This window comes from Phytoactinopolyspora mesophila (genome assembly GCF_010122465.1).
Taxonomy (GTDB): domain Bacteria; phylum Actinomycetota; class Actinomycetes; order Jiangellales; family Jiangellaceae; genus Phytoactinopolyspora; species Phytoactinopolyspora mesophila.
The window spans coordinates 883,108-908,799 of record NZ_WLZY01000001.1 but is presented as its reverse complement, the minus strand read 5'-3'; the positions used below and the strand labels follow the sequence as shown (position 1 = coordinate 908,799).

29 protein-coding genes, 4 tRNA genes and 2 pseudogenes are annotated in these 25,692 nt (G+C 65.4%); 19 read left to right on the top strand and 16 right to left on the bottom strand.

Annotated features, from left to right (window positions below; genetic code table 11):
• The first annotated feature begins 103 nt into the window (after positions 1–103).
• From F7O44_RS04100 to F7O44_RS04090, 3 genes are all read left to right on the top strand, one after another.
• A complete protein-coding gene (locus tag F7O44_RS04100) occupies positions 104–805 on the top strand; it encodes a helix-turn-helix domain-containing protein (protein WP_222851033.1) in 702 nt (233 codons plus the stop codon).
• Positions 806–1,082: 277 nt separating this feature from the next.
• Positions 1,083–2,255 (top strand): ribosome small subunit-dependent GTPase A, encoded by a 1,173-nt coding sequence (rsgA, locus tag F7O44_RS04095; RefSeq protein WP_162448862.1) that lies wholly within the window; start codon positions 1,083–1,085, stop codon positions 2,253–2,255.
• Between the two features lie 138 nt (positions 2,256–2,393).
• The gene (locus F7O44_RS04090) at positions 2,394–3,239 is read left to right on the top strand and encodes an NAD-dependent protein deacetylase (RefSeq protein ID WP_222851032.1); all 846 of its coding nucleotides are present in this window, start codon (positions 2,394–2,396) and stop codon (positions 3,237–3,239) included.
• Here the strand turns inward: F7O44_RS04090 and F7O44_RS04085 are convergent.
• Both F7O44_RS04085 and F7O44_RS04080 read right to left on the bottom strand, forming a co-directional pair.
• Positions 3,236–4,219: a pyridoxal-phosphate dependent enzyme gene (locus tag F7O44_RS04085; RefSeq protein ID WP_162448861.1), complete on the bottom strand. Its 984-nt coding sequence runs from the start codon at positions 4,217–4,219 to the stop codon at positions 3,236–3,238. The two genes, F7O44_RS04090 and F7O44_RS04085, sit on opposite strands and share 4 nt — an antisense overlap.
• Before the next feature lies 1 nt (position 4,220).
• The gene (locus F7O44_RS04080) at positions 4,221–4,904 is read right to left on the bottom strand and encodes a thiaminase II/PqqC family protein (protein ID WP_162448860.1); all 684 of its coding nucleotides are present in this window, start codon (positions 4,902–4,904) and stop codon (positions 4,221–4,223) included.
• Positions 4,905–5,333: 429 nt separating this feature from the next.
• Between F7O44_RS04080 and F7O44_RS04075 the strand changes: the two genes are divergently transcribed.
• Positions 5,334–6,572 carry a hypothetical protein gene (locus tag F7O44_RS04075; protein WP_162448859.1) on the top strand — a complete coding sequence of 413 codons (1,239 nt, stop codon included), beginning with the start codon at positions 5,334–5,336 and terminating at the stop codon, positions 6,570–6,572.
• A 30-nt stretch (positions 6,573–6,602) separates the two neighbouring features.
• Here the strand turns inward: F7O44_RS04075 and F7O44_RS04070 are convergent, their stop codons facing one another.
• The 8 genes from F7O44_RS04070 to F7O44_RS04035 all read right to left on the bottom strand — a co-directional run bounded on the left by F7O44_RS04070 (position 6,603) and on the right by F7O44_RS04035 (position 9,670).
• Positions 6,603–6,884 carry a ribbon-helix-helix protein, CopG family gene (locus F7O44_RS04070; RefSeq protein WP_162448858.1) on the bottom strand — a complete coding sequence of 94 codons (282 nt, stop codon included), beginning with the start codon at positions 6,882–6,884 and terminating at the stop codon, positions 6,603–6,605.
• Complete coding sequence (locus F7O44_RS04065; protein WP_162448857.1) at positions 6,881–7,165, bottom strand: hypothetical protein; 285 nt, start codon at positions 7,163–7,165, stop codon at positions 6,881–6,883. Before F7O44_RS04065 ends, F7O44_RS04070 begins: the two co-directional genes overlap by 4 nt.
• 127 nt (positions 7,166–7,292) lie before the next feature.
• A complete protein-coding gene (locus F7O44_RS04060) occupies positions 7,293–8,090 on the bottom strand; it encodes an alpha/beta fold hydrolase (protein WP_162448856.1) in 798 nt (265 codons plus the stop codon).
• Positions 8,087–9,085, bottom strand: a complete 999-nt coding sequence (locus tag F7O44_RS04055) for an RNA polymerase subunit sigma-70 (protein WP_162448855.1) — start codon at positions 9,083–9,085, stop codon at positions 8,087–8,089. Before F7O44_RS04055 ends, F7O44_RS04060 begins: the two co-directional genes overlap by 4 nt.
• On the bottom strand, positions 9,078–9,323 hold the full coding sequence (locus F7O44_RS04050) for a helix-hairpin-helix domain-containing protein (RefSeq protein WP_162448854.1): 246 nt from the start codon (positions 9,321–9,323) through the stop codon (positions 9,078–9,080). Before F7O44_RS04050 ends, F7O44_RS04055 begins: the two co-directional genes overlap by 8 nt.
• Positions 9,324–9,392: 69 nt before the next feature.
• Positions 9,393–9,467 (bottom strand) — tRNA-Val (locus F7O44_RS04045).
• Between the two features lie 31 nt (positions 9,468–9,498).
• Positions 9,499–9,569 (bottom strand) — tRNA-Cys (locus F7O44_RS04040).
• Between the two features lie 29 nt (positions 9,570–9,598).
• A tRNA-Gly gene (locus F7O44_RS04035) sits at positions 9,599–9,670 on the bottom strand.
• A 207-nt stretch (positions 9,671–9,877) separates the two neighbouring features.
• On the opposite strand from F7O44_RS04035, the gene F7O44_RS04030 reads away from it, so the two are divergent.
• Entirely contained in the window at positions 9,878–10,897 is a 1,020-nt protein-coding gene (locus F7O44_RS04030; RefSeq protein WP_222851031.1) for a chorismate-binding protein, read from the top strand.
• Complete coding sequence (locus F7O44_RS04025; RefSeq protein WP_162448852.1) at positions 10,891–11,730, top strand: aminotransferase class IV; 840 nt, start codon at positions 10,891–10,893, stop codon at positions 11,728–11,730. The genes F7O44_RS04030 and F7O44_RS04025 overlap by 7 nt, the downstream gene beginning before the upstream one ends.
• Positions 11,731–11,745: 15 nt before the next feature.
• Here F7O44_RS04025 and F7O44_RS04020 read toward each other — a convergent pair whose 3' ends face one another.
• Positions 11,746–12,300, bottom strand: coding sequence for a CGNR zinc finger domain-containing protein (locus F7O44_RS04020; RefSeq protein ID WP_162448851.1), 555 nt, complete (start codon positions 12,298–12,300; stop codon positions 11,746–11,748).
• Between the two features lie 104 nt (positions 12,301–12,404).
• Positions 12,405–12,824 (bottom strand): SsgA family sporulation/cell division regulator, encoded by a 420-nt coding sequence (locus F7O44_RS04015; RefSeq protein ID WP_162448850.1) that lies wholly within the window; start codon positions 12,822–12,824, stop codon positions 12,405–12,407.
• 136 nt (positions 12,825–12,960) lie between these two features.
• On the opposite strand from F7O44_RS04015, the gene F7O44_RS04010 reads away from it, so the two are divergent.
• From F7O44_RS04010 to F7O44_RS04000, 3 genes are all read left to right on the top strand, one after another.
• Positions 12,961–13,032: transfer RNA gene (locus F7O44_RS04010), tRNA-Val, on the top strand.
• 506 nt (positions 13,033–13,538) lie between these two features.
• Positions 13,539–13,784 carry a hypothetical protein gene (locus tag F7O44_RS04005; protein ID WP_162448849.1) on the top strand — a complete coding sequence of 82 codons (246 nt, stop codon included), beginning with the start codon at positions 13,539–13,541 and terminating at the stop codon, positions 13,782–13,784.
• A 90-nt stretch (positions 13,785–13,874) separates the two neighbouring features.
• Positions 13,875–14,531 (top strand): hypothetical protein, encoded by a 657-nt coding sequence (locus F7O44_RS04000; protein WP_162448848.1) that lies wholly within the window; start codon positions 13,875–13,877, stop codon positions 14,529–14,531.
• Between the two features lie 153 nt (positions 14,532–14,684).
• Here F7O44_RS04000 and pyrH read toward each other — a convergent pair whose 3' ends face one another.
• Both pyrH and F7O44_RS32255 read right to left on the bottom strand, forming a co-directional pair.
• Positions 14,685–15,395: a UMP kinase gene (gene pyrH / locus F7O44_RS03995; RefSeq protein ID WP_162448847.1), complete on the bottom strand. Its 711-nt coding sequence runs from the start codon at positions 15,393–15,395 to the stop codon at positions 14,685–14,687.
• 331 nt (positions 15,396–15,726) lie between these two features.
• Positions 15,727–15,967, bottom strand: a pseudogene (locus F7O44_RS32255) (ISL3 family transposase); the annotation flags it as partial.
• 196 nt (positions 15,968–16,163) lie between these two features.
• On the opposite strand from F7O44_RS32255, the gene F7O44_RS03990 reads away from it, so the two are divergent.
• The 4 genes and pseudogenes from F7O44_RS03990 to F7O44_RS31605 form a co-directional block, all read left to right on the top strand.
• Positions 16,164–16,733 (top strand): hypothetical protein, encoded by a 570-nt coding sequence (locus tag F7O44_RS03990; protein ID WP_162448846.1) that lies wholly within the window; start codon positions 16,164–16,166, stop codon positions 16,731–16,733.
• 410 nt (positions 16,734–17,143) lie between these two features.
• Positions 17,144–18,070, top strand: coding sequence for a nucleotidyl transferase AbiEii/AbiGii toxin family protein (locus F7O44_RS03985; protein ID WP_162448845.1), 927 nt, complete (start codon positions 17,144–17,146; stop codon positions 18,068–18,070).
• Entirely contained in the window at positions 18,027–18,776 is a 750-nt protein-coding gene (locus tag F7O44_RS03980) for a class I SAM-dependent methyltransferase (protein ID WP_162448844.1), read from the top strand. Before F7O44_RS03985 ends, F7O44_RS03980 begins: the two co-directional genes overlap by 44 nt.
• A 100-nt stretch (positions 18,777–18,876) precedes the next feature.
• Positions 18,877–19,116, top strand: a pseudogene (locus F7O44_RS31605) (DUF4158 domain-containing protein); the annotation flags it as partial.
• 266 nt (positions 19,117–19,382) lie between these two features.
• On the opposite strand, the gene F7O44_RS03970 reads toward F7O44_RS31605, so the two are convergent.
• Entirely contained in the window at positions 19,383–19,928 is a 546-nt protein-coding gene (locus F7O44_RS03970) for a DinB family protein (protein ID WP_343073829.1), read from the bottom strand.
• A gap of 183 nt (positions 19,929–20,111) precedes the next feature.
• On the opposite strand from F7O44_RS03970, the gene F7O44_RS03965 reads away from it, so the two are divergent.
• Both F7O44_RS03965 and F7O44_RS03960 read left to right on the top strand, forming a co-directional pair.
• Positions 20,112–20,339, top strand: coding sequence for a hypothetical protein (locus F7O44_RS03965; RefSeq protein WP_162448842.1), 228 nt, complete (start codon positions 20,112–20,114; stop codon positions 20,337–20,339).
• A gap of 512 nt (positions 20,340–20,851) precedes the next feature.
• Positions 20,852–21,331 carry a hypothetical protein gene (locus tag F7O44_RS03960; RefSeq protein ID WP_162448841.1) on the top strand — a complete coding sequence of 160 codons (480 nt, stop codon included), beginning with the start codon at positions 20,852–20,854 and terminating at the stop codon, positions 21,329–21,331.
• A gap of 80 nt (positions 21,332–21,411) precedes the next feature.
• Here the strand turns inward: F7O44_RS03960 and F7O44_RS03955 are convergent, their stop codons facing one another.
• On the bottom strand, positions 21,412–22,326 hold the full coding sequence (locus tag F7O44_RS03955) for an aminoglycoside phosphotransferase family protein (protein WP_162448840.1): 915 nt from the start codon (positions 22,324–22,326) through the stop codon (positions 21,412–21,414).
• A gap of 122 nt (positions 22,327–22,448) precedes the next feature.
• Between F7O44_RS03955 and F7O44_RS03950 the strand changes: the two genes are divergently transcribed.
• The 4 genes from F7O44_RS03950 to F7O44_RS03935 all read left to right on the top strand — a co-directional run bounded on the left by F7O44_RS03950 (position 22,449) and on the right by F7O44_RS03935 (position 25,687).
• Complete coding sequence (locus F7O44_RS03950; protein ID WP_162448839.1) at positions 22,449–23,006, top strand: GNAT family N-acetyltransferase; 558 nt, start codon at positions 22,449–22,451, stop codon at positions 23,004–23,006.
• A 657-nt stretch (positions 23,007–23,663) separates the two neighbouring features.
• Positions 23,664–24,089, top strand: coding sequence for a DUF1048 domain-containing protein (locus F7O44_RS03945; RefSeq protein WP_222851027.1), 426 nt, complete (start codon positions 23,664–23,666; stop codon positions 24,087–24,089).
• Entirely contained in the window at positions 24,086–24,904 is an 819-nt protein-coding gene (locus F7O44_RS03940; protein WP_162448837.1) for an ABC transporter ATP-binding protein, read from the top strand. Before F7O44_RS03945 ends, F7O44_RS03940 begins: the two co-directional genes overlap by 4 nt.
• 9 nt (positions 24,905–24,913) lie before the next feature.
• Entirely contained in the window at positions 24,914–25,687 is a 774-nt protein-coding gene (locus tag F7O44_RS03935) for an ABC transporter permease (protein WP_162448836.1), read from the top strand.
• Positions 25,688–25,692: the final 5 nt, after the last annotated feature.

Here is a 25,692-nt window from a genome sequence, read left to right as displayed (position 1 = left end):
AATAGCGGCGTCAATGGGAAGATTCGGGGGTTTCTGCCGCAGTCCGTGGTCGGGAAGGCGTAAAGTGTTCACCCATACTGGTCACTTGATGGAGGTTCTGCAGGTGCCACGTCAATCGGCGCTCGAGATCGGCAGCCGGCTGCGCGCCGAACGCCAGCGTGTGGGTATCAGCGCACGCGCACTGGCCAGGGAGATTGGGGTTTCGCCGAGTTTGGTGTCCCAGATCGAGACCGGCAAGAGCCGTCCGTCGGTGAGCACGCTCTACGCGATCACCAACACACTCGGCATCTCTATCGAGGACCTGTTCGACCGGCCTGAACGCGCGCTGGGCAGCGAGGGCGCGGACCCCGCCGGCGTCTCGGTGGAAACCGGGCTGCCTGATGTCCTGGCCGCACTCGCGGGACAACACGGCGGTCCGGCCGTCTCCAGCGGGCAACGCGTGCTCGGCCCGGACCGGGAGCGTGAGGTGGGGCCGGTGGTGCAGCCGGGCGAACGGGAGATCCTGACCCTGGACTCCGGTGTCACGTGGGAGCGGCTCGGCCAGGTGCCGGGGGCACACATCGACTTCCTCCGGATCACGTACCAGCCTGGCAGTACGTCTGCCGGTAATGGGCGTTTGATGCGCCATTCCGGCGTGGAGTACGGGTATGTCGTCAGCGGCGAACTGGTCCTCACGCTTGGCTTCGACGAGTACCAACTTGGTCCCGGCGACGCCGTCTCCTTCAGCTCGAGCATCCCGCACGGCTACCGCAACGATGGTATCGAGCCGGCCGTGGGGATCTGGTTCGTCCTCGAATCCACCTGACCCGCGCCCATCCCGGTGATCGTGAGCGGATTTCTGCTGCCGAAATCGGTGCGCCAGGTGAGGGGGCGCGGAAGAATTCGGTGGCGAGGCTGCGCCTGGGCCGATAGCGTGAGTCGCGCGTTCGAAGACTCGATCGTGTGATTCCAGAGTGAGGAGGTGAATGATCATGACTGTGCGTACCCGTGCCCGGAATCCATTCACCTCGAGGATCCGCCGACGCTGAGTGGCATCAGCTCCGCTAGCGCGGTGAGCGCCTCGCCGTTTCGAAGGTCTCACCATGTCCAAGGCACACGAACGTTCTCACCTCTCCTCCTACCACCCTGGCGAAGAACAGAGCACCTCCCGCAGCCTCGCGCCGGATACCCCGGGTGACGGCCGGTTGGCCGATCTCGGCTGGTCCGCCGAGATAGCGCACGCCTTCGCTCCGTACGCCGGCTCGCACCACCTGGCGCGGGTCTCGCGCGTCGAACGCGGCGGCGCCGAAGTCATCACCGACGAGGGCCAGATACAGGCCACGTACGGTGGCGACATTCTCGCCGCGGCCGCTGCCGACCGATCCTGGCATCCGGCCGTCGGCGACTGGGTAGCGCTCAGATACTGGCCAGACGGGCGGATCACCATTGACGCGATTTTGCCGCGTCACACGGCGATGGTCCGTGACGGTGCCGACCGGACGTCACATGCCCAGGTGGTGGCGGCGAACGTCGACGTCGTCGTCATCGTGGAACATCTGGACCCTGAACCCGATCTCGGCCGGATCGAACGGCTGCTGGTACTGGCCTGGGCCAGCGGCGCGACCCCGCTCGTAGTGCTGACCAAGGCCGACCTCGTGCCCGCGCCCGAGGTACTGCGGGACGACGTCGCCGCTGTGGCGCTCGGGGTGGATGTGCTCGCCGTCAGCGCCCCCGACGCCGAGGGACTGGATGACGTGCGCAACTGGTTGGGCGACAACCGCACCATGACGTTCGTCGGCCCGTCCGGCGCGGGCAAGTCGACGCTGGTGAACGCGCTGGCCGGCGCCGAAGTCATGCCGACGGGGGAGGTGCGGGCCAGCGACGGCAAGGGCCGGCACACCACCACACACCGGGAGCTGATCATGCTGCCGGGCGGCGGTGTGGTGATCGACACTCCGGGTATCCGGGCCGTGGGGCTGGTCGCCAACGAAGATGCGATCGCTGACGCGTTCCCCGACATCGAAGAGCTGGTCGAGCAGTGCCGATTCGCCGACTGCGCACACAACACCGAGCCGGACTGCGCGGTGCGCGCCGCGGTGGAGACCGGTGAGCTGGACGCGGGCCGGCTCGCCCGCTGGTACAAGCTTGGTCGCGAAGCGGCATACCAGGCCCGGCGAGCCGATGTGCGATTGCGCCAGCAAGAGCGCGCGGAGTGGAAACGTCGCGAGAAGGCGCTGCGGGGTTATTACCGGCTCCGTAGCGGAAAGGGCCGCTAACTCGCACCCACCCCCTCACCCGTGATCGACAGTGCGTTGTGGTTCCACAAACGCGACATTACGGGCGGAGAGTGGGCGGATAACGACCACAACGCACTGTCGATCACGGGGTGGCGGGCGGCGGATATCCTACGAAGGGTGAGGAATGTGCTTGGGGCGGAAGGCGACGTCGCCATCGTCGAACGCGTCCGGGCCATCCTCGGTGACGGTCCCGTCACGGTGTTGACCGGCGCCGGGATCTCCACCGACTCGGGGATCCCGGACTACCGCGGCCCGGATTCGCCGCCCCGCAAGCCGATGACGTATCAGCAGTTCGTCGGTGACATCCGGTTCCGCCGACACTATTGGGCCCGCAACCACGTGGGCTGGCGGCATATGGCCGACGTCCGCCCAAACCCAGGTCACCTGTCGCTGGCGCGGATGGAGGGCGATGGCGTCGTCGCCGGTGTCATCACCCAGAACGTCGACACCCTGCACGACGCCGCCGGAAGTCGCCGTGTCATCGACCTGCACGGCCGCTTCGACCGTGTTATCTGCTTGTCCTGCCGCACCGTGATCAGCCGCGCGCACCTCGCCGAACGCCTGGCCAGGCTCAATCCACACTTCACCGATGGCGTTGACGACGTCGAGATCGCGCCCGACGCGGACGCCGTCGTCGCCTCAACTGAGCATTTCCGCATGGCCGACTGCGAGTTCTGCGGCGGAGTCCTCAAACCCGACATCGTGTACTTCGGCGAGAACGTCCCCAAGAATCGGGTGCTGGAAGCCTTCGACCTGGTCGACGAAGCCACCGCGCTGCTGGTAGCGGGCTCTTCGCTGAGTGTGATGTCCGGGCTGCGTTTCGTGCGCCACGCCGCGAAGTCGGGCCAGCCTGTGGTGATCCTCAACCGGGGCTGGACCCGAGGCGACGATTTCGCCACCTTGAAGGTCGACGCCGGCTGCTCGCAGGTGCTGTCCGAGCTGGCTGACGCCTACACCCGCTAGTAGTGCTGGCCGAGCACATCGGCGAGCAGAGCTGGGTCCACGTTGCCGCCGCTGACCACCGCTACCGTCGTAGCCGCGGGCGGCAACTGCTCGCGCGCGAACATGTACGCAGCGGTTGCGGCCGCTCCGCTCGGCTCAGCGACGACGTTCGCACGCACGGCGAGAACCTGCATAGCCGCCCGGATCTGGTCCTCACTCACGGTGATGATGTCGTCGACGTGGGCCTGGATGTGCTCCCACGGGTGTACACCCACCGACGTGGTGCGCAGCCCGTCGGCGATGGTCCGGTACGTCTGTTCCGGGGTCCATTCGACCCGCTGGCCGCCGGCGAAGCTTTCGGCTGCGTCGCCGGCCAGTTCGGGCTCGACGCCGACGACGCGGGTCGACGGGCTCAGCGACTTGATCGCGGTGGCCACCCCCGAGATAAGCCCGCCGCCGCTGACCGGTACCAGAACCAGATCCGCTGCCGGCAGGCCGGCCGCTGCGATGTCGTCAGCGATCTCCGCCCCGACGGTGCCCTGCCCAGCGATGATCTCGGGATCGTCGTAGGGCGGAACGAGAATCTGGCCGTGTTCCTTGACCAGCTGACGGGCGGCGACGTCGCGCTCCGCGGGCGGCACGAGGACGACGTCGGCGCCGAGCGCCTTCGTGGCAGCGACCTTGTGTTGCGGCGCGGCATCCGGAATGACGATGGTGGCCCGGGCGCCGAACAACCGGGCGGCGTAGGCGACAGCCTGCGCGTGGTTGCCGCTGGAACTGGCGACGAGACCGCGCTCGCGCTCCTGCGCCGTCAGCGCGGCGATCTTGTTGTACGCGCCGCGAATCTTGAAAGCGCCGATCGGTTGCAGTGACTCCGGTTTGAGCAGCAGATCGCCATCACCGGGCGCCCAGATACACGGCAGCAGGGGCGTGTGAACCGCGACACCGGCGAGGCGTTCTTGTGCGGCCCGGATATTGGCGAGCGTGACGAGGTCAGGCACGTCACGCCTCCGCCGCTGCGGCCGACATAGCGTCCCAGAACATCAGCTCGTAAGCCTGGAGCAGCCGGGCGGCCGAGAGCGCACGCGACGGTGAGTCACCGCGGCGCAGTCCGTGGTCGATCACGGCCAGCGCCTGGTCTTCGAAGCCCGGCGCGGGGGTGGCGAAGAAGTCGAAAAAGGCCACGGCGTCGTCGTCGGCTCCGTAGTTAGAGCGCAGCGCCTGGGCCGCCCGGCCGCAGTTGGTACCCCAGGCGGCCAGGTTCGCCAGGAACGCCGCGGCGACGTCGGTGGCGGAGCCGTTGAGTGCCAGCCAAGAGACATAGGCGGTGTAGGCGTGCGCGCCAGGGGTTGGCGCGGTGCTGGTCAGCACGTCCGGATCGATCCGCAACCAGCGGGCGAAATCGCGCAGGTGGCCCAGCGCGACGCCCTCACCCTGGGCCAGGGTGAGGAAGAGGTCCCCGCCCGGCTCGTCGGCGTAGCGTGCGGCCAGGTGCGCGAAACTGCGGCGGTCGCTGGAGATGATCCAATGCTGCTCGCCGGCGAATTGCTCGAGGGCGGAGCTGGGAACGTCGCCTGCGGCCAGCGCCGTCACGAAGCCATGACCGGCGAGCTGCTCCTCGATGGGAGCCAGTTCGGCGCGGATTTGCTCGATCAGCGTCGCGGCTGTGGTGGTCTCCGCGCTCATAGGTCCGTTCCTCCTGGCCTCGTCCTGTGAATGGCATCGGGTACCTACCGGACGATCATGGCATCTGTGGTGGTGAGAACAGGCCCGGGGGTGTCGGTAACGAGGTCGCGGAGTCCAACGGGTCGCCCGAGCAGGGTCAGCCGTGTGGCGGCCGGGTACCGATGCTGGATTCGCGAATTCTGAGCTCGGGCTTCAGCCGGATGCTCTGCGGGGTCTCGCCGTTCATGACCTCGACGAGCATCTGGACACCCTGCGCCCCGGCCGTGGCGGATGTTCGGTCTCCAGCTCATTGCCCGCCCCTATGACGAGCATCAATTGCTGTAGGTAGCCGCCGCGGTGGAGGCGATCTGAGCCGAACCGAGCGGGATGCCGCGGAGCCTTGAACAGGTGATGACCAGCTGTCAACCGTATATGCGAGACTTTGCCACCATGAATCGACGGTTGGGCCCACGGGCGCTTGCGATCATCGCGATCACCTTGCCCGCGATGCTGGCCGGATGTGGCCTCTTCGGTGATGACACGCCCGAGCTGGAACTGGTGGCCGGTGGAGGCGACGATCCGCAGGGTGCGACTCGGGACGAGGTCAGCCTCCCGGGATACGCCGCAGACCTGGTTGTCGCCGACGGCACGGTATATCTGCTGGCCAGCGACGAGCACGGAGACAAACGCCTCGTGACGGCCGCTGCCGACGGATCCGTGTCACACATGCCGCTGGATTTCTCCTCGGCCCAGTATCTGGCCGCCGGGCCGGAAGGGCAGGTGTACGCCGCCTCCGAGAGCGAGATCCGTCGCCTCGACACGGACCCACTCGAACCCATCATCGTCAGCGCTGGCACCAGCGCGGCCGAGAATTCGGATGCGCTCGTCGTCGATGCCACGATCCAGGGTCTCGCCGTCGATGCCGAGGGATTCCTGATCTGGGCGGAGAGTTTCCTCGGAACGGGCCCGGACGGTGGGGAGCCTGCGCTGGTCCGGGTCAACCGTCTCGTCGACGGCCACGTCGAGCACGTGGCCGGGGCGTCGGAGACCGACCATCGCGGTCAAGAGCTGATGGCCTGGCAGGAGTCACCGCCGGATGGCATGGCGGCGGTCGATTTGCCGCTGCGGCGCACGGGAGGCGGAGGCGCGCTCGCGGCGGGCGAGTCCGGGCTATATCTGGGTAGTTCCGAAGGAATCCTGCACGTGGATAACGACGGCTCGGTGGCTGGGGTCGTCGGCGCCGGGGAGCGCGGGCATCCGGACGGGCCGTTCGCTGATGACCGTGACGCCCAGGAGTTCGGTGGTGCGTGGGCGTATGCGGATATGGACACCTCGGGGGACGTCTTCGTAGGTGTAGACAGCGCGCTCAGCGATCAGCCGGTAGCCGTCGACGCGTTTGAGTGGTCAGGTGACTTCAGCGACGGAGCGGAGGAGCTCGCCGCCAAAATCGGCCGCAGTCCGCGGGCCGATGGCTCGCTCGAACATGACCACGACCGTAGTCACTACGGCGATGTGGCCGTCGTGGTTCATGATGGCCAGGCGGCGACGGCGATGGCGCACGTGACCAAGGTCGCCGTCGAGGACGGGCGGCTCTATGCAGTCGGTCAGACTCGTCAGCGCTCGTCGTCACATATCGAGGATGCCGAGATGCTTCTCGTGGCGATGGAACTCCCGGAGGACTGGCGGTAGGGGCGCCCGGCCCGGCGGCGTAGTCGTACGTCAGGCGGTCTTCTGCGTGAGCGAGTCGATCGCGCGGTGCACGTCAACCAGGCGGACGGTTGGCGAGCGTTCGGCGGAGGACAACCCCGCATCGACGAGGTCGCGGATGACCTCGCTGGGCGTGACGCCTCGTCGCTGAGCCTCCACGAGCAGCCGCTCGGTCAAATCTCGCGGCATGCGAACCGAGTGGACCACGCTGGCCTTCGGCGGGCGTTTATGAACCTCGGCGGTGGACCAGCTGCGGTCTTCCAGTTCCGCGTTGGCTTTGTCGAACCTGTTCATCGCTCCTCCTTGCCGATGAGGCGAGTGATGATCTCGAGCTCGCTGTCATCGAGGTACCGGGCGCCGGTCACCGTGTACTCGTCGTCGTTGGCGCCTTCGACTAGTGCCACCACGAGCCAGACACCTGTGCGGTCCTGGCCAGCTATCTGCAGGGACGAACCAATGTGACGACGCACTGTGGGCGAACCGTGCAGCACGTCCGTTACCGCGAGCGGCGCCATCCCGGCTTTGGCCAGGTACTCGTATGTCTGGTCGGTGAAGTTGTAGGCGTCGTCGGCCACCCCACCAGTGTATGACATCTGTAAACACCGACGCATGAAGATGACACACCAGATGCCGGTCGAGGGGAGGAGCGCCAGCGACCCAGCCGACGGCCCCGCCGAGGAGCGGGGCCGCTACGCTGCGTTGTCAGTCGAGCGGACGGCCGTCGTCATCCCAGGCAGCGGGCGCGCCACCGCGGGCCATGGGCATCAGACGTGGTCCTCGATGTCCGGCGAGGAAAGCGCCGATGAGCTGTGTGCAATGGTCGGGATGCTCGTGCAGCAGCAGGTGCGATGAGCCGGGGACGATCGCGAGATAGCCGTCGGGAAGCGCCCGATACAGCTCGACGGTGTGCTCCAAGGTCACGATGTCGTCATCGGCCGCGACGACCAATGCCGGGCAGCCAACGCGACCAAGGTCGTCGGCCGTGAGCGGGGAACCCTGATCGACCGAGTCGGCGATTTTGCGCGCGATGACAGGGAAATGATCCCCGCCGTCCGGCGACACCTCTGCGTAGGCGGCAACCACCTGCGGGGGCCATTCGCCTTCGGCGTCCGGTCGCATGATGAGACCGGCCGGATCGAAGGCGCCGCTGATCAGCACGAGGTCCGAGACAAGATCGGGCCGCTGCGTAGCGAACCACAGCGCCACGCTGGCTCCGGCGCTGTAGCCGACTAGCGCGGCCGGCCCGCCGACGACCCGCTCGACAAAGCCGGTCATGTCCGCTGCCATGTTCTCGATCGTGATCGGGCCCGCAACGTCAGCGGTGTGTCCGTGCCCCCTGCGTTCAGGAAGCAGCAGCCGGTGACGCGATGAAAGGGTGTCCAGATTGCCGGCGAAGTCGCGGGAGTCGCTGAAGCCGCCGTGCATCAGGACGACGGGTGATCCGGCGCCCTTCTCGTCGTACCAAAGATTGACTTCACCAATACGGATGTAATCGCTCATGTTGAGGTATACGAGGCAGCGCCATGGAACTCATCGGTCAGCCCGAACATCCGGAACAACCTCGGCGCCTCCACCAAGAACGTCGTCTGCGCAAAGGCCTTTCCGTCGAGCCACTCGATGACGGTGAGCCCGAACGGGCGCAGGTGACCTTCACCGTCCGGTGAGTACTGGGCGACAGCGGTGGTTCCGTTCGCCCGAACCGGCACCAGGCGCGATCCCGCGCAGGGATTGCCCGCGGCTCGCAACGCCGCTTCGATAGCGGCGCGACCACGCAGCCACCACGGGTACGGGGGCATCGAGGTGGTGCCGTCTTCGTGGAGGAGGGCGACCAGAGCGTCGATGTCGTCGTTCTCGAACGCCTCGCAGTAGCGGGTGAGCAAGTCCTCCGACGCCGGGTCGAGGCGGGCAGAACCCGGTTGGCTGTCCGCAAGGGTCGCCCGCGCACGCTGAAGGGCGCTGTTGACGGAGGCGGTGGTTGTCTCGAGGATGCCGGCCACCTCGCTGGCCGCATAGCTCAGGACGTCGCGGAGGATCAGCACGGCACGCTGGCGCGGCGGGAGCAGTTGAAGTGCCGCGACGAACGCCAATCTGATCGACTCGCGCAGCATCGTTTGTCCAAGCGGGTCTGCTGTGCGGGGGAGTGCGAGCGTATCGGTGATCGGAAGGACCCATGAGTCCTCCGGCAGCGGTGTGCCGAGGTCCGGTCCGAGCGGAAAGGCAGGTCCCATGTCCACCGCGAGTTCACGCCGACGGGTCGCGCTCTTCAGCATGTCGAGACACAGGTTCGTGGCGATCCTGTAGAGCCAGGTACGCGGCGACGAGCGTGACTCATCGAACGTGGAGAGGCTGCGCCACGCGCGCAGGAAGGTCTCCTGGACAGCGTCCTCGGCGTCGAACGGCGAGCCGAGCATCCGATAGCAGTAGCCGGTCAGCTCGACACGGTAGCGCTCCCACTCGTTGGGGACGACGCTTTCGGATGGCTGACCCTCACTCATCTCGGAAGCTCAGGCCTCTCGAGCTCAACTCCTCACGCAGGATGCGGATGGCTTTCGGGCCGACGCCATGGATCGCGAGAAGTTCACGTTCCGACCAGTCAGCCAGCTGCGCGAACCGGGTGATGCCGTGTGCCGCCAACTCCCGAGGGGCTACTTTGCCCATCGATGGTGGGAATTCCGTCTCTTCGGTGGTCAACCTCGACGCCTCCGGCTCGTTCACCTTCAGGGGTAGACACATCCACCACCTTATCGGCCCCAAAACCACGAACAGGCCAGTCCATGATGGCACTGACCTGCGTGGATCGGGTGGTGGGCGATACTGGGATTGAACCAGTGACCTCTACCGTGTCAAGGTAGCGCTCTCCCACTGAGCTAATCGCCCGCACCGGTGTGTCGGCTGCTGAAACACAGCGAGGTGGAGACGGGATTTGAACCCGTGTAGACGGCTTTGCAGGCCGTTGCCTCGCCTCTCGGCCACTCCACCGAGGTGAGGCCAACTGTGGCCTCGCTCCGAGCGGACGACGGGATTCGAACCCGCGACCCTCACCTTGGCAAGGTGATGCGCTACCACTGCGCCACGTCCGCATGCTCACCCGATCTTCAGGCCCTTGGCCGGTGAACCGGGGTGCGGTAGAACATTAACGCATCAAGGCCACGGGTACCAAACAGGTTGGCTAGCGGGGTGTCGAGATCGCTCTGACCAGGCAGGGCGGCTCGCGGGATTCAGCGCCGCGCCCGATGCGGCATTTGACCGACGACGATGCGGGGCGTCCCGGTGTAGCGTCGCAAAGCGTGAACGGTGGTTCGTTGACGGCGCGGCCAGTGGCCCATCTGGGTGGGATGCTGGCGACCGAGCTCGTGGAGATCGCAGACGACCCCGCTGTCCTGGATGGGTCTGGACGCTGGGCCGTCGTCGTGACCTTCGAGGGCGACGTCACGTGCGCTCGGTTCGACAGGTGGGAACAGGCGTTCCTGCCACACAACCTCGGCGGTACCTGGCGCGGCCCGCGCCGCGACGCTTGGGCCACGTCACTGGACCGAGACGGATACATCGGAGCAGTCGAGGACGTCCGTGAGCGGATCGCGGCGGGCACCGTCTACCAGGTGAATGTCTGCCGGGTCATGCAGGCGCCGCTCCCGGAGCATGGGGCCGACGGCCTGCTGCCGCTCGCAGCGCGGCTGGCGGAGCGGCACGACGCTCCGTTCGGTGGCCTCATCCAGGTTCCGGGAATGCAGGTGGTGACCGCGTCGCCGGAGTTGTTCCTGCGCCGTCGCGGCGGCAAGGTGTGGTCGTCGCCGATCAAGGGCACTGGGCGCACCGTGGACGACCTCACCGCGAAAGACGAAGCCGAAAACATCATGATCGTCGACCTGGTCCGCAACGACCTGTCGCGAGTGAGCCGCACCGGCACCATCGCCGTCGAAGGGCTGTTGTCGGTCGAGAAACACCCTGGCCTGGTCCACCTCGTTTCCACTGTGACCGGCGATTTGCTCGACGGCGCCGGCTGGCCCGAGCTGCTGGAGGCGACGTTCCCGCCGGGCTCGGTGACGGGCGCCCCCAAATCGAGCGCGCTGCAGGCCATCGCCGAACTGGAACCAGTGCCGCGCGGACCGTACTGCGGCGCCGTCGGCTGGGTGGACGCCGACACGGGGGAGGGTGAGCTGGCCGTCGGCATCCGGACGTTCTGGGCCGACGACGCGGTGCTGCGGTTCGGAACCGGCGCCGGGATCACCTGGGGATCCAACGCCGAACGGGAATGGGCCGAGACCGAACTCAAAGCGGAACGTCTCGTAGGCTTGGCCTCGTGCTGATTTGGGTGAATGGAAAACTGAGTCCTGCTTCCGAGGCGACGGTCAGTGCGCTCGACCATGGCCTGACCGTCGGGGACGGCGTGTTCGAGACCGCCAAGGTGGTCGACGGCGTCCCGTTCGCCATGGAGAGACATTTCGAGCGGCTGGAGCGCTCGGCCGTGGGCCTCGGGCTGCCCGCGCCGGACCGGGACCAGGTTCGTGAGGCTTGTGCCGAGGTGCTGGAGCAGTTCGGCAGCCCGCCGCTGGGCCGGATCCGGATCACCTACACCGGTGGTGTGGCGCCGTTGGGCTCGGGCCGTGGTGAGGACGATGCTCCGACGCTGATTGTCGCTTGCACGGCCGTCGAGCCGTATGAGCCGACCACCACCGTCGCGGTGGTGCCGTGGCGGCGCAACGAGCGTGGCGCCACGGCCGGGCTGAAGAGCACGTCGTACGCCGAGAACGTCATCGCACTGGCGCGTGCACATCAGCTCGGCGCCACCGAAGCGCTGGTGGCCGACACTCAAGACCGGTTGTGTGAAGGCACCGGCAGCAATGTGTTCGTCGTCGTTGACGGCAGGCTGCTCACGCCGTCGCTGGCGACGGGCTGCCTGGCCGGGATCACTCGCGCGCTGGTTCTCGAATGGACCGAGGCCGAAGAGACGGACATGGACCTCGCCGTACTGGATGAGGTGGACGAGATCTTTCTCACCTCATCCGTGCGCGACATCCAGGCGGTCGAAGCCGTGATCGATGTCGATGGCACCCGGCGCGAGCTGCCGGCTCCGGGGCCGGTGACCGCGAAGGCCGCCGAGGAGTTCGCGCGTCGCAGCGCGGAGACCAGCGAGCCCTAGCGCTGTATCAGCGCGTCAGCTGGCTGCGCGGCGTCGTTCCCGATAGGCGGCGACGTGCAGCCGGTTCCCGCAGGTTCGGCTGTCGCAGTAGCGCTTGGACCGGTTGCGGGAGAAATCGACAAGGACCCGTCCGCAGTCAGGTGCCGCGCAGACGCGCAGGCGTTCCTGTTCTCCTGCGACGACGACGAATGCCAGGGCCATACCGCCATCGGTGAGCAGGTGTTCGGCCAGCGCCGCGCCAGGCGCGAAGTAATGGATGTGCCAGTCGTAGCCGTCGTGGTCGGTCAGCCGGGGACAGAGCCTCGCTGCGGCGAGCAGATCGTTGACCAGGGCGGCGGCGTCGGACGTGTGCTCGGCGAGGAAGACCTCGCGAAGCTTCGGCCGTAACGCCCGAACGTTGAGTGCGTCGGTCTGGGTGAGGGTGTTGACATCACTGATCTTGTGGTCGGCCACGAAGGCCCGCAGCGAATCCACATCGGGCAAAAGCTCCTGGCCAGAGCTTTCTGGCGCAGTGTTGACCAAGTCAACGACGATGCCGAGCGAGAACTGTACGTCGTGGCTGAAAGTCACGGCCTACCTCATGGAGACGGATACGGGGTTGGCCGACGTTAGACCGCTTGCGCACCGTTGCACAACAGCTGGTCGAAAATAGCGCGGAAACCGTGACACTTCACTCACGCACCGTTCAGTAAGGCATCCAGCGCCAGGTCGATGTTGAGACGCGAGCTTTCGGTGCCTGGCGGCACCGCCCGCCACGTCCGGGCCAGGAATTCTTCGACCTCTTCAGCCGGCGCGACGATGAAGGCGTCGCCGTCGGGCGAACTCAGCTGGATCTGGATGGACGGCAAGCCGTGCTCGTCCTCCACCGGGCAGATCGAGACGTCGCCGAGACCGGCTTGACGGTCGAGGCCATCGCTGAGCAGCTCGCGGGCGAAGACCCAGCGCACCGGTGCCTCCGACCTGCTGTCGAAGAGGATCGTCACCGCCAGCGGGTCGTTGGGGTAGTAGTGAAACTCTGCAGGCAGCGGTCGCGCCCCGGTCGGGGTGGTGAGCAGCTGCAGGGTCATCGGGTACGAGACCATAGTGCGTTCCATGCCCGATAAGACGGCCAACTAAGCCAGTTCTGACGCGATAAAGGTCACGATCTCATTACTGTGGCGCACATCACGGCTGGCTCCGGACCGCAGTTCGATTCCGGGCCGCGGGTGAGGTATGGTTCTGTTCGCGCCCGGGCGATTAGCTCAGCGGGAGAGCGCTTCGTTCACACCGAAGAGGTCACTGGTTCGATCCCAGTATCGCCCACCCGTATTTCCCCAGCTAGACGGCCTGTCGATCATCGCTATCGGCGGGCCGTTCGTGCGAAGTGGGAGCAAATGGGAGCACGCGATCTTGACCACATTCGCGTTCCTAAGTGTTCGGGGCCGTTCTCCGATCAGCAAGTCCGGGCGGCTCAGGGGTATCTCGTACTCCGATTCCTTGACTACTTACTCGGGCGTCGACATCGCAGCATCGCTCGAAATACACATGACTGGGTCAGTGAGATCATCACGGCTCTTCGGACTTCAGCGGGGTGTTTGGCCTTGCGGCGAGGCGCTCGGGGTGGGTGACGAAGGTGCTTCAGCTTGAGGTGTGAGCCAACAATCAAAAAGCACCTTCGTCGTGTCCGAGCCTAGCGAGATCCTGCAAGTGTTGGTGGGTTTGAAGGACCTCCGTGTGTTGCGTTACGAGCGACGCGGCCCGCAGGTCGAGCTGGTCGTTGAGCAGGTCGTGTCCGATCCACGGTGTCCGGGCTGTGACGGTCCGGCCGGGTGAAGGAACGCCCGCTGGTGAGCTATGTCGATCTTCCGGTGTATGGCATGCCGATGCGGCTGGGATGGCACAAACACCGGATGCGCTGCGCTAACCCTGGCTGCGCGAGGAAGAGTTGGGTGCTTGCTGATCACCGGATCGCGGCGAAGCACTGCCTGCTCACCACGCGGGCAGCGAAATGGGCGACCGTGCAAGTCGGCACCGGCCGGACCGTGTCGGAGGTGGCCGGGCGAACTCGACTGTGACTGGCACACCATCAATGACGCGGTCACCGTCTCGGCGGCGCGCTGCTGGCCGCGGACCGCAAGCGGCTGAACCACACAGCCGCGATCGGCTTGGACGAGATCACCTACGACGCACAGGGCAACCGGGTTGCGGTCAAGACATTCCGGTCGGGGATGGGCATCACCCGCAAGCTGAGTTGGGATATCAACGCCGCGCTGCCGTTGCTCACCGCCGTGGACGATGTCACCGGCGACTCGTTCTACCGCTACGACCCGCAAGGCAACCCATCCGCGGGTGTCCTGGACGGCGAAGAGGCGGCGATCTTTGCCTTCGGGTGGAGTCGGTTTTGCAGCGCGGACGGTGCCGCTCTGCCTCGCGCTCACCCCAAGAACCGATCCAAGCAGCGGAAACAGGCCATGTGGCAGCTCCGTCGCCTGCAAGAACGCCTTTGCGTCGAGCTCATCCTCGTTCGCGCGCGCCACCTCGACCTGGAGCTCACTGTTACCGGCAGGCCCGGTGCAGTCCGCCTGCGGAGTGCCTGCCAACACGCCTTGCATGTCGGCCTTACTTCTCCATCGTTCGTCCCGAATCTCAGAAGAAAGGCGGCGCGCAAAGCGCGCCTCAGCACGCACGGCCTCGCGCCGGGCGCGCGCACGAGCTGGCCGACACCAACTCAGGTTACGCGGACACGTCGCCGAACGGCGTCCCCCTCATCGCAGCCATTCTTTGACCTCAACTCCAGGCGTCAAGGGCGTCAAGATCGTTAGCCAGGGCAGATGGGCACAGTCGCGTTGGGCGACGACGGGGCGAACCATCTTGGCGTCGCCCCGCGATGGCGCAAGTGCCACCCTTGACCCCTTGCGCTCCGGCTAACGACCGGCAGCCATGAGAACGACGCCTCAGAATGGGCGTACTGGCGTTCACTCGACGATTGTTCCAACCTGGTCGCCACGCATGATCGAGGCGGCGGCACCATGACACTCGATGTCGAAGACGTGCAGGGGAAGCCTGTGGTCGCGCGCGAGGATGAAGGCGCTTTGGTCCATAACGCCCAACCCCTTCTCGATCACCTGGTGGTAGGTGAGCCGTTCGAACCGCTGTGCGCTGTTCACGTCGTTGGGATCGGCGTCGTAGATGCCGTCGGTACCATTCTTAGCGACGAGCAGCGCATCCGCTTGTAGCTCGACCGCGCGCTGGACAGCAGGGTAGTCGGTGGTCGTGAACGGTTGGCCGTTGCCACCGGCGAGCAGCACGATTGAGCGCTTTTCGAGATGGCGCAGGGCGCGCAAACGGATGTACGGCTCGGCAATGTTGTTGATGGGTACTGCGGTCATCAATCGCACGTCCGCCCGACCGAGCGCCGAAATTCGGCCTCGCAACAGGACAGCGTTGATAATCGTGCCGAGCATGCCGATGTTGTCTGCCTCCACGCGGTCGATGCCCCAATCCGCAGACTGGTTACCGCGGAAGACGTTGCCTCCGCCAACGACCACGGCAACCTCGACGCCCGCACTGTGAACGGCAATCACTTCGTGTGCCAGATGCGTCAGCTGCTCGGAGTCGAAGCCGAACGCCGCCGGTCCCGCGATCGCCTGTCCCGACAACTTGATGACAACTCGCCGATATCCCATGGTGCCAAGCCTCGCACCTGTAAGCCTCGGTCATCCGTCGCGGGGGACATGGGCGGGGCGATGACGCCGTGGAGTGACCAGCTCCAGGCCGTCAGCAGGGAGTCAGCAGGAGAACCATCACCGACGTACAACAGCAGACTACGGGTGGACGACATGACCAGCAAGAACGTGCACGTAACGATAGCGCCGGACACCACATGGTGATAGCGAACCGCGTTCACACCGAAGAGGTCACTGGTTCGATCCCAGTATCGCCCACCACGCATATATGCAGGTCAGCCCCAGGCTTCAGGCCGGGGCTTCTTCTTTCGTATCGCTTATGCGTCGCTCGATCGCGTCCTCGGCTGCGGTCGGGTTGACGGTAATCGGCGATCATGCGCTGGTAGATGCCCCGGATCGCCTCGACTTCGCCGTGCTCGTCGCCCGCGGCAGGTACTCAAGGCGCTGCGTCTGCTTGTCGGTGAGCAGACCGGCTCCGGTGTGCCAGGGTTGTAGAGCGGGTAGCCCTGGCAGCCACGGTGCCCACGCGTGTCCTGCCGGACTCGTCGGCGACACTCAGCCACCGACGCGCCGACCCGCGCTACACCCAACTGCGAAGAGCCGTTAATCAAGCGGCCCTGACGGCACATGAATCCAGGCATTGCAGAGTTCTCGAGGCGTCGGTTAGTCGCCTGTATTTGGCACAGCTGTAGTGACCCAACATTACCTATCGCCATTGGCACTTAGTAGCTGGACAGGCTAAACTCGGCCAAGTTTGGGGTTTCAAGGATGGGTAGCAAGATGAGATTGTCTCGGTTGCGAGTGGCAACAATACCTCTTGCGATTCTGCTGTGCATCAATCTGGCGAGTATGGGAGCGTCGGGGACGTCGGAGGAGCCGGGCGAAGAGTTGGGTAAGCGGGAACAAATCCCAGGTGCGCATCCAGCCGAAGCGGTAGATGACCTTAGCGATCATCTCCATGAGAGCCTAGAGCGACTTGGCTATGCGGAAAATGCCGGGATTGAAGCAGACTATCAGCGAGGCAAGGTCTACCTGTATTGGAAGGACGAGCTGCCGAGAAGTCTTTTGGGTGAAATTCGTCGACTAGAGAATAACGAACGGATTGAGATTAAGAGCGCCCAGTATTCAGCCGCCGAGATTGATGCTGAGATACGCCGAATATTCGCAGAAACTCCAGGTTTCAGGGAAGCCATAGCGACAATTGGTCCGGCAGATGACTACAGTCATATTCTGATTCAGCCGAAGCCGGGGCGTGCTCCGCAAATCGCTATTGAGTCTGAGATTCCTATAGAGGTGACAGCGCCAACGGACGTCGAGGAGGCCCGCGCGGCACACTGACAGCTCCCCTTTTACGGAGGCGCCCTCGTTAGAACGCCCTGCGGTACCGCATGTTCGCTAGGTATGGGGGTAAGCTCAGCGACGGCACGCGCGGCGTCACTACCGCGAGCCACTGTGGAAATCACAAATTTAGAGCGTGGGTAACAATAACCTAGCCGGCACCGCTGCGCGACGATCAACTGCACGTGATACTCAAGTACTCACGGGCCGGTCGGGTTCGAATCGCATATGGATTGGCACGTAGAATAGCAATAATTCCGGCGTATGAAGTCCCGCGCAAATCCAGCCGACAATTCGCGCGTCTGCATAAGCGGGGGAGTTGCGGGCGTAACTTGCACAGGCATGTATGTGCGTGGAGTAGGGCAATACGTGGTGTACAGCGTCAACGGGCGTGGTCCGGGTTCTCGGTGTTGAACGAAAAACGAGCGGAGCAGGAACGTCACGTTGCCCAGTTGCTGCTGGAGGTCATCGGGGCTGCCGGGTTTGCCTTGGCCGGAGCAAGCGCCATTAGCGAGCACGGGCTGACTGACCGCCCGACCCATGACGTGGATCTGTTCGCAGGGCCCACGCTCAGTCCCGAGCAGTTCCAAGATTCGCTCGCACGCGGTGAGACCGCGTTGCGCAACCACGGTTACCAGGTGACGCGCACCCGCAGTTTCCCGTTCTTCGCGCGTCTACACGTGATGGACGCCGACGGTGCGGAGTTGGAGGTCGACTTCGGAATCAACTGGCGGGCGCACCCGCCCGTGCAGCTCACGGTTGGGGCAGTTCTGTCAGAACCGGACGCGGTCGCCGGAAAGCTGTCGGCGGTCTACTCGCGCGGCGAGGTCCGCGACTTCCTCGACCTGGACGCGATCCGCCAGTCCGGCAGATACACCGACGCCGAACTCATCGCTCTAGGGCGAGAACACGACGACGGCTTCGACGTCGGCATGTTCGCTGCGCAGCTCTCACGTGTCTTGGACCTCCTGCCAGCTGAAGCAGACGAGTACGGCGTCGCCGCCGCCGCGTTCACCGAGGTGCAACAACGGCTTACTGACTGGGCCGTCAATCTCCGTGACTCCCACACGCCAGGTCTTGGAACCGAACCTGGAAAGGTCCCTGCCAGAGTCGGCACCCGATCGGGCGTTGGGCGCCTGGCGACGCAGGCTCGGCAGCCCCGATCCGGTTCGCCGCGATGTGACCGAGCCCGAACCACCTGGGCGGTCGCTCTAGCGCCCAGTGTTCGAAGTGGTCTGACGGTCGGTGCGATTCGTTGTGAACGCGTGGTGCGTGGCAACTTACGATGCATCCATGGGTCAACACAGGCCGACCGCGCGCACCCTTCCACTCGCTGATGGCTGGGATTCGAACGCGCATGATTGGATCACCTGGACCAGGACCGGCCTCGACAGCTATGCGAGCCACCGGGAGTCCTTTCTGCCGCTGATCCCGAGTCCTGGCCACCCGACCGTGGACGTCGGCTGTGGCGAGGGACGGGTGAGCCGCGAGCTGCAAGCCCTGGGACACCGGGTCCTGGCGGTCGATCGCTCGCTGGCCATGATCCGCTCGGCTGCAGCGCACTCGGTCGATCCGGTCCCGGCGATCGTCGCCGACGCCACAGAGCTCCCGCTGGCCACCGGCGCCGCTGATTGCGCTGTGGCGTTCATGTCGTTGCAGGACATTGACAACATGCCGGCGGCCGTCAAGGAGATCGCGCGAATCCTCACCATCGGCGGGCATCTGGTGATGGCGATCGTGCACCCGATCAATTCGGCCGGCCACTTTCCCGGGGACAGGGACGACGCGACCCGACCGTTCGTCATCGACGAGTCTTACATGCAGTCCAAGCGCTACGTCTCCACGCGCGCCCGCGAAGGTCTGACGATGACGTACCACGGCGAGCACCGGCCACTCCAGGCCTACACCGAGGCTCTGTCCGACGCTGGCTTTGTGATCAACCGGCTCCGTGAACGGGCCAGTGCCGATACGCGGGACAAGTGGCACCGCATACCCCTGTTCCTCCACATGGTCGCTTCGCTCCAGCTATCCAAGGACCGCTGACCATACGTGTGGCAACCGTTTGTGGGAGGGCTTGGACCTGGTTCTTGATGACGGAAGATCCTTCGGCGGTCGTTAGTGATCGACTGTCTGGAGGTTCAGGGTGCCGGTTGAGTTCTTGACGGATAAGCAGGCGGCTGGGTACGCGGCGCTCCGGGGGGTGCCGTCGCGGTCGGAGTTGGAGCGCTTCTTGCTGGACGATGCGGACCGGGAGTTGATCGATGCCAAGCGGCGGTCCCACAACCGTTTGGGGTTCGCGGTGCTGATGACGAGCGCGGGGTATCTGGGGGTGTTCCTGGACGACCTGGATGAGGTGCCGGTGGAGGTCGTGGACTACCTTGCCGAGCACGCTATATGGACGCCGCCGTGGCCCGGCTGCGCACTGATGGCTCCCGGTCCACGACTGGGACGTGGCCCGACTGTCGCCGGTCGTGCGCCACCACATCAACATGCTGGGCAACTACTCCTTCCGGCTGCCCGATCTGCGCGGCGGTATGAGGCCCCTGCGTGACCCAGACGCGGCCGATGAGTAGGCGGAGGACGGAGAGATAGCTGCCGAAGGGGCCTTCATCTGGCGGCATGCGGCCGCCAGATGAAGGCCCGCCGAAATCAGGCGCCTTCGCGCAGGTACAGGTCGCGCAGCAGTCCGATCTCGCCGCCGTGATGCGCGACCTCGTTCAGAGCGTGCAGCACGAGCTTCAGGTAGGTTTCGCCGGCCCAACCGCCGGGGCCTAGGCCAATTGGCTCCAGCAGGCGCTTGTCGCCGAGGCCTGCGATGCGGGAGATGAAGCGTTCCCAGTCCTCGGCAAGGGCCTGGACGCCCTCTTTCGCGGTGCCCGGCCACGCGTCGCGGTCGCCGAGATCAGGGACGTCCTCGAAAAAATAGATCACGTAGCCGCGCAGACAGAGGTTGCCGATGTGCCAGATGCGCCAGGCGATCGTCGTGACGGGGTCCGGCACGCCCGGGACAGACTCCGGAATCAGCTCGTCGACGCGGAAGACGCCGTCGTCACCGGGGCGGATGCTCAGGCTGTCGCCTACCGGCTCCCACAGGTACTCGGCGTCGGTCAGGCCCTCAAGGCGCTCGAACAGCCGGGATCGTACGCCTTTGAAGATCGCGAGCACGTCGCGGGTCACGGTGTCTTGCACGGCTATGTCAGCTCCAGGGCTCGGTGGTTTGGAGAGTCGGTCGCGATCGTCGGAGTGGTGGGGATCCGGGGGTCGGCCAGCCCGGTTACGCGCGGGCCGGGGAGATTCTGGGTCTGCTCGCCTACGTCGTCGCATAGCAAGTCGCGACGGGCTAGGCCCTGCCCCGAGTGTCATCGAGGACGACTTGGGGTGCTCTCCCTCGCCCCAAACTGGGCCGAGTTTACAGCCCTGCTCAAGGCTGTTCCGGCTTGCGATCAGCGAGTACCCCGCACCGAGTTGGACCAAGCGGCGTCCGATCTTGCCGACGCGATGGAACGGTGGCTGTTGACCCTCGGGTTCGAGTTCACCGACACACCCGAGGGATCGTCGTTCTTCATCATCGATTGGTCACTGCTCATGCTTGAACTCGACCAGTGATCGAGCAGCGGCGGAGGGTTCAGTCACGACGGCAACGGGTGGTGCGCTGCTTCGACGATCGGCCGCGGGTCCTCACCATCGCACTGCTCGCCTCAGCGCCCCGCCGGACCGCGCCCCGGGGGACGTCGCGCTAGTAGTAGTTGTTCTTCGGGCAATCCTGCCACGTGGCCCGGACAGGACGGCCGATCATCTGTTGTCCGGGCCTGGACAGGTTGTGCAGGTGAAAGCCTGGCACGGGGAGTTCGGATGGGGAGCTGACAGCAACCTTGAACGGCCTGGAAGGGCGGTCAACGGCTTCGGACAGAGCCTTTCTACCTTCGGATGTGTAGTTTCCGTAGGTAGAACGAAGTTTCCTGCATGGTTCACACCGATGAGGTCACTGGTGCGATCCCAGTGTCGCCCAACCAGTGTCGGCGGCAGCCAATTCCATCGAGTTCGTGGCCGCGTCATGCTTGCGCGTGACGGCAGGAAACTTTGTAAGCTGCGGTCCGGGTGGAGGGTGCTGAGACGGCTTGAGGGATCGGTGGGACGATGTCGATGTGTCCGACCTGCCCATTCCCAGGACCCGGGAAGATCTCGCTGCTCGTCTGGATGCCTTGGGTGTTCATGGTGGTAGTTTCCATCTGTTCGGTGCCCGTGGTGATGACGCCTTTGTGATGGACCAGCGCCCTGATGGCTGGGTGGTGTTCTACTCCGAGCGGGGACATGAGCATGACCTCGCCAGGTACGACAACGAGGCCGATGCGTGCGCAGACCTTCTGACCCGCGTGACGGGCGAGGAGCATGTGTTCTTTGAACTGGTCGCAGGGCCGGCTCCTGAAGCAGAAGCCGACGCAGCCTTCGACGCCTGGCTGGGTCGCCGAGGGATCTATCGTCGTGACTTGGGCCCTGGCGAGTGGAAGTTCGACGATGTTCCGTGGGTCGCTGGCCCCTATTGGCGCCGGTACTTCGTGCGGATCACGACTATCCGGCGGTTGGGCGAGGCCCGGTGATGGATGCCTCGGGGTGACGCCGTGATGAGCTTCGCGGCGGCCGTGTCTGGTGCAGGATCGGGCAGACGGTGGCGTGGTCCCTAAGGTCGGGTCGCGGTGAGGCGTTGCAGGGCTGCGGATGCGGGTGGTCCCCACGTGGCTTTTCCTCCTGGGCGGCCGTGGATGCCGTTGTCGCCAATGAGTAGGCAGGCGATTGCTTTGGATAGTGCCCAGCCGCGAGCGCGGCACAGTGTCGCTGCATCAGCGGCCGGGTAGCTGTGGTGGAAGCGGTCGATGACCCCGTCGGGCAGGAGTAGCCAGCCGGCAGCCAGGTCACAGGCGGGGTCCCCGGCGCACATGTCGCCGAAGTCGATCACGCCGCAGAAGTTGCCGTCTGCGGTGAGGAGATTGGCGGGGTGCAGGTCTGCGTGTAGCCACAGGGCCGGGCCAGTCCAGTCGGGCGCAGCCAACGCATCGTCCCAGACGTCCTGTACGGCGTCCGGGTTGCAGATCAAGCCGCGAGTGGTTGCTTCCTTGAGGAGATGGGTGAAGCCTTCGCTGGTGTCGGCGAGCGGACCTCCTCGGCGGTGTCGGCCGGCCGGTGCGTCGGCGGGGGCAGGTTGATGCAGGGCGGCGAGGAAGTCTGCCAGGGTGTCGGCGGCGTCGGTTCCGCGAGTTGCGGGGGCGCGGTCGGCCGGTTCGCCGGCGATCCAGGTGGTGATGACCCAGGGGCGTGGGAACCGCTCGGAGGGGTGGCCTAGGCGCTGGGGGACAGGTATTCGCAATGGGAGGCGGGGCGCTGCGGCGGGTACCAAGGTGTGCTCTTTGAGGAGCAGTTCGTCTGCGTCCTGGGTGGCCCAGGGCAGCCGGATCGCGAGGTCGTCACCGAGGCGCCATAGCTGATTGTCCCAGCCGTGAGCGCCAAACGTCAGCGGCAGGTCGGCCAGATCCGGATGCTGTTCGCGGAGTAACTCGGCAATCAGGTCCGCAGTGATCTCGTTGTCCGTGTCCGCCATCGAAGCAACCCTACGAGTTTGCCGGCAGGGTTGGATGATCGAAGTACCGGAATAACTCCATGGAGTTGGGGTGCGCGTGTCGTGTCCCAGCCGTTGTCGCAGCCTGGAGTCCACAATGAGGCATGACTTCGTTCTCGCTCCCGCCGTGGCCGTCGACGCGGCCGGCGTATGGCAGAGTCGAGCTCCGAGCGGTTACGGAGCGTGACACGGGGATGGCTCGGGAGCTTTCGACAGACCCCTACGTGCCACAAGTCGGATCGCTTCCGGCCAATGCCAATGAGGACGAAGCCTTGGCATGGGTGGAGCGACAGCAGGGTCGTTACGTCGAGCTTGCGGGGTTCTCCTTCACGATCGTGGAGGCATCGACCGAAAAGCCTGTGGGGCACTGCGGGCTCTGGCTCAAGGAACTCGGTGAGGGGCGCGCTACCGCTGGCTACTTGATCGTTCCGTCTGCTCGTAGACGCGGACTTGCTGCTGACGCTCTCTTGGCCCTTACGGTGTTCGGGTGGACGGTTCCGGGTCTGTTTCGGATCTCGTTATACATCGAGCCGTGGAACGTCGGTTCCACCCGGACTGCTGAACGGGCCGGGTATGCCCATGAAGGCTTGCTACGCAGCTACCAGGAGATCGCCGGTCAGCGTCGAGACATGCTTCTCTATGCGGCCGTCCGTCCGGCCTAGTGAACGCCAGCAGCGGCTGAGGCTGCGATGTTCTGCATATTTCTAGCGCTCTGAGCTGGCGTAGTTGTTCCACATCGCCCGGCGAGTGCGGCCGAGCGGATTGCGGTGTTGGTATTGAGGCCGATCAGGAGGCGGACACGGCATGCGGGGTGGTCAAAGGCCAGGTACAGCAGCGTCGTGTTCCGGTTGGTGATCGCGAGGTTCGGCGTTCGTCGCGAGAAACCGACTTACATCTAGCGTAAGAATCGCACATTAGATGTAACTTCGGGTTTCGACCGGCGCAGTCAGATGTTTGAAGCGACGGAATAGCCTCGCGGGAGGGCTCCGGGCGGGCGGCAACGAAGCCATGTGTTCCTGCCCGACAGGCGCCTCGCGGTGCCCCCCCCGCTTGCGGCCGCGTGGCGGGTTCGTAGCGTCAGTGGCGGGCGGGGGCGTTGGTGTTCCGGGCCGACTCGGCGAGTTCGGCCTAGCGGGTCGCGGTGTTGATTTGGGCGCCGATGGGGCTGGCGAACACGGCCGGTGGTGTCGTCGGCCTGGGAGCAGTCGCGATGCTGAGTCGAGATTGGGGCTTGACCTTGATCCTGCATCAACCTGAATTCTGTTGTCAGGAGCTTCCCGCACAGAGTGGGGGCGGCTTCATGACGAGGAGGCAGGATGATGTCGGGTTTCATCGAGAAGGTCGTTGGTGACCTCGCTGACAAGCGGCGGTGGCGGGGGTACAGGGCGCGGGTGAAGGCGCTCCCCGCCGCCTACCGGAGGGCGGTCGAGGCGCTGGAGCGGTACCTGATGTACCGCGTGATCCACCGCGAGGCGATCACGGGCGCGGTCACGAAGGGCGATGTCCTGGTGGACCCGTACCAGGAGCTTGCGGAGGTTTTCGAGCGGGCTGCGGCGGATGGCACCCCGATCCGCGAGGTCGTCGGCGCTGATCCCCTCCGCTTCGCCGACGCACTGTTGAGCAAGCACGGCGCCGCTGGGGGGAGCGACAGCGAATGGATTGACAAGGAGCAGCACAAGGAGCAGCAGCGGCTGGTGGGCGCGATCGCTCAGGCTGAGGCAGAGAACGGAAGCAGCCCTTCATGACCGCCGCAGTGACCTCTGCAACGGCGATCAGAGTGCAGGGATTGGAGAAGTCGTACGGGAAGCTGGCGGTGCTGCGCGGGGTGGACTTCGAGGTCGCCCGCGGGAGCATCTTCGCACTGCTCGGGTCCAACGGAGCCGGAAAGACAACAGTCGTGCGAATCCTGGCCACGCTGCTGAGGGCGGAGGCGGGTACCGCCACCGTCAACGGCTTCGACGTCGCTGCCCGGGCGGCGGACGTGCGCGAGTCGATCAGCCTCACCGGGCAGTTCGCCGCCGTCGACGAGATTCTCAGCGGGCGGGAGAACCTGATCCTGGTCGCCAAGCTCCGGCACCTGAATGATGCCGGCGGGATCGCGGACGGCCTGCTCGCCCGGTTCTCCCTGACCGACGCCGGCGGCCGGAAGGTCGCTACGTACTCCGGTGGGATGCGCCGCCGGCTGGACATCGCGATGACCCTGATCGGCGACCCTCCGGTCATCTTCCTCGATGAGCCCACGGCGGGCTTGGACCCGGAGGCGCGGATCGAGGTGTGGAAGACGGTCGAGAAGCTTGCGGCCGGTGGGACGACGGTGCTGCTGACCACGCAGTATCTGGACGAGGCGGAAAAACTCGCCGATCGGATCGCGATCCTGCACCAGGGCCGGATCATCGTGAACGGCACCTTGGCGGAACTGAAGCAACTGCTCCCGCCAGCGAAGGTCGAGTACGTCGAGAAGCAGCCGTCCCTGCAGGACGTCTTCCTCGCCCTCGTCGGCGACGACGGAACACACGGTACTAGCGGCAATGCCCGCTCCGCGGATTCGGGAAAGGAGTAGGGAACGATCATGGCCGCGCATTTCTTCGTAGACACCGCCGCCCTGACCGGGCGGTCGTTGAAGCACGTCACGCGCAGTCCCGACACGATCATCACGACCGCGGTCATGCCGATCGCGATCATGCTGTTGTTCGTCTACGTTCTTGGCGGCGCGATCGACACCGGCCCGGCATCCGGCGCGCGCTCGTACATCGACTACATGCTGCCCGGTGTCCTGCTCATCGCGATCGCCGCGGGCATCTCCTACACCGCGTACCGGCTGTGGGGCGACATGCAAGGGGGCATCTTCGACCGGTTCCACTCCATGCCGATCGCCCGCTCCGCGGCGCTGTGGTCGCATGTGCTGACTTCTCTTGTCGCCAATCTGGTCTCGCTCGTGGTCGTCACGGGCGTCGCCCTCCTCATGGGTTTCCGCACCGGGGCGAGTGTGGGCGCATGGCTGGCGGTGATCGGCATCCTGGTTCTGTTCACCCTCGCGTTGACCTGGATCGCCGTGATCCCCGGCCTCACCGCGAAGTCCGTGGACGGCGCCGGTGCGTTCTCCTACCCGCTCATCTTCTTGCCGTTCCTCAGCTCCGCCTTCGTTCCCACCGAGTCCATGCCGGGGCCGGTGCGCTGGTTCGCAGAACACCAGCCGGTCACCTCGATCGTGAACACGATCCGCGACCTATTCGCGGGCCGTTCGGTCGACGCCGACATCTGGGTCGCGCTGGTCTGGTGTGTCGGCATCCTCGTCGTCGCGTACGTCTTCGCGATGATCGCCTATCGACGGAAGATCGCTTGAGGCGG

What these genes read in the sequence shown, in the direction of transcription:
- rsgA (WP_162448862.1), top strand. Translation starts at nt 1,083, where the DNA reads ATGTCCAAGGCACACGAACGTTCTCACCTCTCCTCCTACCACCCTGGC.
- F7O44_RS04080 (WP_162448860.1), bottom strand. Translation starts at nt 4,904, where the DNA reads ATGAGCGCGGAGACCACCACAGCCGCGACGCTGATCGAGCAAATCCGC.
- F7O44_RS04075 (WP_162448859.1), top strand. Translation starts at nt 5,334, where the DNA reads ATGAATCGACGGTTGGGCCCACGGGCGCTTGCGATCATCGCGATCACC.
- F7O44_RS04070 (WP_162448858.1), bottom strand. Translation starts at nt 6,884, where the DNA reads ATGAACAGGTTCGACAAAGCCAACGCGGAACTGGAAGACCGCAGCTGG.
- F7O44_RS04060 (WP_162448856.1), bottom strand. Translation starts at nt 8,090, where the DNA reads ATGAGCGATTACATCCGTATTGGTGAAGTCAATCTTTGGTACGACGAG.
- F7O44_RS04055 (WP_162448855.1), bottom strand. Translation starts at nt 9,085, where the DNA reads ATGAGTGAGGGTCAGCCATCCGAAAGCGTCGTCCCCAACGAGTGGGAG.
- F7O44_RS04050 (WP_162448854.1), bottom strand. Translation starts at nt 9,323, where the DNA reads ATGTGTCTACCCCTGAAGGTGAACGAGCCGGAGGCGTCGAGGTTGACC.
- F7O44_RS04015 (WP_162448850.1), bottom strand. Translation starts at nt 12,824, where the DNA reads ATGGAACGCACTATGGTCTCGTACCCGATGACCCTGCAGCTGCTCACC.
- pyrH (WP_162448847.1), bottom strand. Translation starts at nt 15,395, where the DNA reads ATGGGATATCGGCGAGTTGTCATCAAGTTGTCGGGACAGGCGATCGCG.
- F7O44_RS03990 (WP_162448846.1), top strand. Translation starts at nt 16,164, where the DNA reads ATGGGTAGCAAGATGAGATTGTCTCGGTTGCGAGTGGCAACAATACCT.
- F7O44_RS03980 (WP_162448844.1), top strand. Translation starts at nt 18,027, where the DNA reads ATGGGTCAACACAGGCCGACCGCGCGCACCCTTCCACTCGCTGATGGC.
- F7O44_RS03955 (WP_162448840.1), bottom strand. Translation starts at nt 22,326, where the DNA reads ATGGCGGACACGGACAACGAGATCACTGCGGACCTGATTGCCGAGTTA.
- F7O44_RS03950 (WP_162448839.1), top strand. Translation starts at nt 22,449, where the DNA reads ATGACTTCGTTCTCGCTCCCGCCGTGGCCGTCGACGCGGCCGGCGTAT.
- F7O44_RS03945 (WP_222851027.1), top strand. Translation starts at nt 23,664, where the DNA reads ATGTCGGGTTTCATCGAGAAGGTCGTTGGTGACCTCGCTGACAAGCGG.
- F7O44_RS03940 (WP_162448837.1), top strand. Translation starts at nt 24,086, where the DNA reads ATGACCGCCGCAGTGACCTCTGCAACGGCGATCAGAGTGCAGGGATTG.
- F7O44_RS03935 (WP_162448836.1), top strand. Translation starts at nt 24,914, where the DNA reads ATGGCCGCGCATTTCTTCGTAGACACCGCCGCCCTGACCGGGCGGTCG.